Raw genomic sequence first — 6,018 nt, 5'->3', positions numbered from 1 at the left:
GGCGGCGGCCCAGCTCGACCCGCGCGGGCCCGTCGAGCGCGGGCGGCGCGTGACCGACCAGGGCCCGGCGCACGGGGTCGAGCGGCCACCGCCGCGCCCCGACCGCCAGCACCAGGTCGACGGTGCCCGCGGCCCGCGCGGACGGGTAGGCGCGGTGGTCGTTGTACTGGTTCCACGGTTCCCAGCGCAGCGGCGTCGCCACGTCGGTCAGCAGGCGCGCCAGCGCCGCGCCGAAGGGGCCGTGCGCGGCCAGCGCGGTCAGCGGCACGCGCGGACCGGGCATCGGGTCCGGTCGCGGGGACGGCCCCGGTTCGACCACCCGGCCGGGCCCGTGGGCGTGGGCGGCGGCCAGCGCCTGGGCTTCGGGGTTTGCGGCTTCCGTGCCCACGGCGTTCGGGCCCACGGCGTTCGGGCCCGCGGTGTTCGGACTCGCGGTGTTCGTGCTCGTGGTGTTCGGTGTCATGGCGTTCGGGCTCACGGGAACGGGTGGGGCAGCGGGGGACCTGCCAGGCGCAGGCGCGGGAGGCCGTGCGTGCGCCGGTTCAGCTCGCCGAAGGTCATCGGCACGGCGCCGGGCACGATCACCTTCGCCGAGTGCAGGCCGAGCCGCTCGCGCACCACCGGGTCGCTCTGGTCGACCGCGATCACCTCCAGGTCCAGCTCCGCCCACCGGCGGACGTAGTGCTCCAGCAGCGCGTCCAGATCGTCGCGCGGCACGTCGGGGACCACCGGGTCCACTGCCGGGCCGGGCACGAGGAAGTCGTACCGGTCGGCGGCCTCCGGCAGGCCGTTGACGTTGACGTGGTCGTCCATGGTGCGGACCAGCCGGGGGTCGCGCAGCAGCCGCCGCAGCCGGTCCGGGTCGAAGTCGTCGGGCTCGGCGCGGTAGCGCTTGGCGCCCGCCTCCACGTCCATCACCACCTCGGCCGCCGCCGAGCGCATCGCCGCGTCCGGGTCGAGCCCCGCGCCCGCCGCGAAGAACGCCCGGGGCAGGCGCGGGCGCGGCCTGGTGCAGCGGGCGAGCGAGAGCACGGACGGCACGCCCAGGTCGTTGGTGGCGTCGTACAGCTCCAGGCGGTAGCCGAGCTGCTCCAGCCGGTCCGCGACGTGCGCGGTGACCTCGTCGCGGACGCGCAGGCGCGGCAGGCGGGCGCGGCCGTACCAGGCCACGAGGAACGCATCCCGCTCGGCGACCTCGAACAGCCCGTGCAGCACGGCCTCGGTGAGGCTGTTGCCGGTGCCGCAGCCGTTGGACGTCTCGTCGACGAACCGCGGGCCCTCGGCGGGACCCCAGTAGGCGACGTGCTCGGGCACCGCGACCGGCCGGCCGCGGGTGTAGGACCAGCCGTGCACCCACCGGGTCCGCACGTCCGGGCGGTACGGCACGACGTGCGGCGACCCGTGGTCGGGCAGGCCCAGGCGGGTGGGGTCGAGCGCGCGGTCGCCGAGTTCGGCGTACGAGGCCTCCAGGACCGTGGTGACGCGCCGGGGCCTCAGGCCCGCGTGCCGCTCCACCGCCTCGTACAGCGCGACGCGCTCGGCCTCGGCGTAGTCGGCGGTGCGGCCGAACCCGGCCTGCCCGCCCACCAGCTCGGCGCTCACCGCCGCCACCGTCAGGTCGCCGATGCGGTACATGCCGCCGACCGGGCCGTGCCGCAGGTCGAACAGCTCGCGGTGCGGGGCGTCGCCCGCGGTCAGGGGGTTGGGGCCGCGCAGCGTGCCGGGCACCACCGGGACGGGCGCGCGGACCACGGTCGCGGTTCGCGGCGAGTCCTCCGGCAGCGGGCCGCACGCGGGGCAACCGCCGGGCCGGGTGCGCACCCGGTGCTCGCCGGTGGTGGCGAGGTCGGTCCGCAGCGCCAGGACGCGGTCGCGGTGGGCGTCCGGGTCGGCCAGCACGCGGTCCACCAGCAGCGCCAGCAGCGGGCGCAGCGCCGGGGAGGCCAGGCCGCCCAGGCGCATCCGCCGGTCGCCGCGCGGCACCGACTCGCCGAGCGCGGCCAGGCGGGCGTCCTCCGCGCACCGCACGCACACGCCGCCACCGCCACCGCCGAACACCGGGCCGATCAGGACCAGGGCCCCGTCGAACCGCACGGGCAGCACGGGCCCGTCCACGCCGACCCGGTCCAGGTCGCCGACCCGGTAGTCGGTCAGCTCCAGCACCCGCACCGGCCCGCTCCCGGGCCCGTGACGCCCGTCGTGGCCTTCGGCGTTCACCGGTCCGCCCCCGACATCGCGGCTCCCGGCGCTCACCGGTCCGCCCCCGGCACCGCGAACGCCACCAGCCCCGCCGCCTCCAGCACCGGCCCGAGGTGCACCGGCTTGACCTCGCCCCTGACCTCGCCGACGAGCGCGCGCAGGTCGTCCTGGAAGGCGTCCTCGCCGTCCCGCACGCCGTGCGGCCAGTTCCAGTCGCGGTTGGTCCACGGCGCGGCGGCCCCGTCCGGCGCGGCGAACGGAGCCGCCCCGCACAGCGAGACCGACCCGGTCACCCCGGCCTGGGCCCGCCCGGCGGCGGCCAGCGCGGCGAACGCGACGGCGTCCGCCGCCCCCGCCTCGACCGCCCAGGACAGCTCCTCCCCGCCCGCCCGCACCACCGCGCGGACCACACCGGGCCCCAGCCTGGTCACCTCGACCGCGGCGGGCAGCGCGAACCTGAGCACCACGGCCTTCCACCAGCGGCGGGCGGTCGGGTCGGCGGACCACTCGTCCTCCTCGACCGGTGTGCCGGGCAGGTCCCGGACGGCGGTGCGCAGGGCCAGGCCGAGGGCGTGCACCCGGTCCGCGCCCACCACCGCCCCCTCCGGCGCGAGCCCGCGGGCGGCGCGGAGCAGGGCGTCGAGCCGCGCGGCGTGCTCGGTCGTGCCGAAGCCGACCGCGTCACCGGACGCGGCGAGCTTGACCGGCAACTGGGGCAGGTCGCCGGGCGAGGGGGTGGGCACCGGACCGAGTTCCCGGTCGCCCAGCACCTCCAGCAGGGCGCCGTTGGGCTCCAGCGGGCGGATCGCCGACAGCCACGGGTGGTACTCGGCGTGCAGCGGGTCCACCCGGGCGACCAGGACCGCCTGGTGCGGTGGCCCGGTGGGCGGCACGTCGCTCCACATGTCGACCACCTCGGTGGAGGGGTCGGGCAGCCCGCCCACCACGCACACCAGCCGGTGCGCGGCGGCTGACCCGACCAGCGCGGCCAGCACCTCCGGCGGGTCGCCGGGCGCACCCGCGAGCCGACCGGCCACCGCCGCCGCGTCGGCCACCACGTCGCCGACCGACCCCGGCGCGACCGCGAAACCGACGTCGGCGGCGCACCCGGCGGCGACCGCGTGCGCACCGGCGGTCAGGAGCAGCCCCGCGCCGGGCCGGACCGGCGCCACGTCCAGGCCGGTGGCGGCGAGGGCGCGGTGGGCGGCAGCGGCCAGAACGCCCTCACCGGTCACGACGACGGTCGCCGACCGCAGCCGCCGCCACGCCTCCAGCGGTGCCGCGGCCACCGACTCCAGCCAGCTCGCGATGTCCGGGGGCGGCAGGTCGCGGCCTCCGCGAGCACCGGCACCGCCACCGCCACCGGCACCGGCACCGGCACCGGCACCACGCAGGCCGGGATCGCCCTGCCCGCCGCTGTCCCCGACCCCGCTGTCCCCGACCCCGCCGGCACCGCCCCGCCCGGCCTCGGCCCACTCGACGGGCACCTCCACCAGCAGGTCGTGCTCGTGGAGCTGGCCGATGATCAGCTCCAGCGCCCGCGCCACCGCCGGCGACGCGTTCTCCGGCACCGAGAGCTGCTCCGGCGGCACCCCCTCGGCCAGCGGACCGGCCAGCCGCTCCCAGATGGTCCACAACCCCTTGCCGCCTTCGAGGGTGAAGCTGGACCGCCACCCCCGCACGTGCAGCCCGGTCGCGGTGGGCGTCGCGTGCGCGATCGGCCGCAGGCGCAGCAGCACGCCGCTCACCGGGTCGCCTCCACCATCTGCGTGACGTGCTCGGACCAGCCCAGCCCGGTCATCCGCTGCACCGCCCGCACGACGAGGCTCGCGGCGAGGTAGCGCTCGACGGGCGTCACGTCGCACGCGGCCAGCAACTGGTAGAGCATGTTCGTGCCGAAGCGGTAGACGGTGACGGGCCGCTGGTAGCGCGGGTGGTCGAAGTCCACCTCCCGCAACCGCAGGTGGTACTCGCTGACGCGGTCGCGGTGGTCGCGGTGCCAGCGCCGGATCGCCTCCTCCTCGCCCAGCTCCAGGGCGCGCTCACCGAGCTGCGCCGGGTAGGCGGTCGGCAGCTCGCCCCGGTCGAACACCTCCTCGACCAGCGCCCGGCACCCCTCGGTCCACGCCACCCACGCCGTGCCGGCCGCACCGTCCGCGACACCGCGCACGGTGCCCACCACCCGGTCCGCGTTGCGCTCCCACACGCGGTCGAACCGGTCGCGCAGCACGCCGTCCGGGTCGCTGTGCAGCAGGAAGTCCTCCAGGTGCGACAGGAACGAGTGGTAGCCGTTGACCAGCCCGGCCGGGAACCGGCTCGCGTGCGCCGCCATGGCGACCAGGGCGAGGTGGACGCGGGCCTGCCCGGAGCCGGCGACCGCCACCGCGTCGCGGATCGCGGGCACGCCGAGCCGCAGGCACCGGGTGCGCAGGTCCACCAGCGCGTCGGAGCCCAGGAGCTGCCGGACGGCGGTCAGGTCGGTCGGCTCGACGACCACGGTGTTGTCCGGGTGGATCGGCTCGTAGGGCGGTGGCACGAGTTCCGCGATCCCGTTGCGCCGCGCCTGTTCCAGCAGTTCGGCGACATCTGCGTCCACAGTGGACGGGTGGTGCGCGAGGTGCGCGCGCACGCGGTCGGCGACGAGCGCGGCGGCGTCGGCCGGGCCGTCGAGCCGCACCCGCACGTGCGGCCCGTGCAGCCAGTGCCGCTCCACGTGCCCCACCGCGCCCAGCCCCTCCGCCTCCGCGAGCGCGGGCAGCACGGCGTCGCGGAGCAGGGGCGCCTTCACCGGGTCGTGGTAGTAGCAGACGACGTCGATCACGAGGCCCTCCAGTACGTTTCCGCGATCAGTTCGACCACCCGGCCGGCCGGGGCGCCGGTGCCGGGCACGGGCAGCGCCTCGGTCAGCCGCACGCCGTCGGGGAACCGGGCCAGCAGGCGGGGCAGGCAGCGCAGGTGCAGCGGGTCGCCGAGGTCGGCGTACTGCGGCTTGTCCGCCGTCAGCGCCCGCCGGTAGGCGTCGACCGACGCGGGTCCCCGGTCCGGTCCGACGAACACGTGCTCCGGCAGCCCGTGCCGGGCGCGCAACCGGGCCACGTCCAGCGCGGCCTGCTCCTCCGCGCCGACCGCCGGCGGCGTGGCGAAGTCCCACGACCGGCGCGCCAGCACGACGTCGCCCCACGTCAAGCGGTCCCGGACGGTCGCGCCGCGGCGCGTCGAGGCGGGCCGCAGCGGGTCGAGGTCCACCCAGCCGCAGGCCAGGTCCGAGTACAGCGGCGCCTGCCGGTCCGGCAGCGCCACCGGGATCAGGAAACCCGCGTATAGCACGTCGAGCGGGACGCCGCGGTGCGTCACCCGGACCTCGTCGGCGACCGGGTCGTGCCGCACGTCCAGCTCGTCGGCGGGCAGGTCGGCCCAGCGGGCGTCCTCGCCGACCTCGCGGGCGCCGAGCAGCGGGTGCAGGTTGGCGTTGAACCCCTGCACCGGGCGGAACTGCACCGGGTCGGCGATGTGGCGGCGCACCTGGCGGGCCACCGCGTCGCGCGCGCCGGGCAGCAGGTCGAGGAAGCGGCTGGTGAACTTCCCGAACCCGGCGTAGACCCGGTTGACCACCAGCCGCCCGTCGCGGGTCGGCTGGGCGAAGAAGCCGTACGAGCCGGGGCGGTTGGTCGCCCACGCGGGCACCAGGTCGGCGGCGGCCGCCAGCACCTCGTCGGTGACGACGCCGTCGTGCACCTGCCCGGCCAGCTTCTCGCGGGCGTCGAGGACCGCGCGCACACCGGGATCGCCCACGGCGTCGGCGGCCTCCGGGGTCATGGC

Annotated in this window: 5 protein-coding genes; all 5 read right to left on the bottom strand. The window is 77.5% G+C overall.

Going from position 1 to position 6,018, the window contains the following annotated elements:
• On the bottom strand, positions 1 to 463 hold a 463-nt coding region (locus tag ACFV4N_RS38330; RefSeq protein ID WP_499677584.1), incomplete at its 3' end, for a hypothetical protein.
• An 11-nt stretch (positions 464 to 474) separates the two neighbouring features.
• Complete coding sequence (locus tag ACFV4N_RS38325; RefSeq protein WP_499677583.1) at positions 475 to 2,217, bottom strand: TOMM precursor leader peptide-binding protein; 1,743 nt, start codon at positions 2,215 to 2,217, stop codon at positions 475 to 477.
• A 32-nt stretch (positions 2,218 to 2,249) separates the two neighbouring features.
• A complete protein-coding gene (locus tag ACFV4N_RS38320; protein WP_499677582.1) occupies positions 2,250 to 3,947 on the bottom strand; it encodes a hypothetical protein in 1,698 nt (565 codons plus the stop codon).
• Positions 3,944 to 5,020: a lantibiotic dehydratase C-terminal domain-containing protein gene (locus ACFV4N_RS38315; protein ID WP_499677581.1), complete on the bottom strand. Its 1,077-nt coding sequence runs from the start codon at positions 5,018 to 5,020 to the stop codon at positions 3,944 to 3,946. The genes ACFV4N_RS38320 and ACFV4N_RS38315 overlap by 4 nt, the downstream gene beginning before the upstream one ends.
• Positions 5,017 to 6,018: hypothetical protein (locus tag ACFV4N_RS38310; protein WP_499677580.1), on the bottom strand; the 1,002-nt coding region annotated here is incomplete at its 5' end. The genes ACFV4N_RS38310 and ACFV4N_RS38315, both read right to left, overlap by 4 nt.

The organism is Actinosynnema sp. NPDC059797 (assembly GCF_042732085.1).
Lineage (GTDB): Bacteria > Actinomycetota > Actinomycetes > Mycobacteriales > Pseudonocardiaceae > Actinosynnema.
Note: the sequence above shows the minus strand (reverse complement) of the source record. Positions and strands in the feature narration are given on the sequence as shown.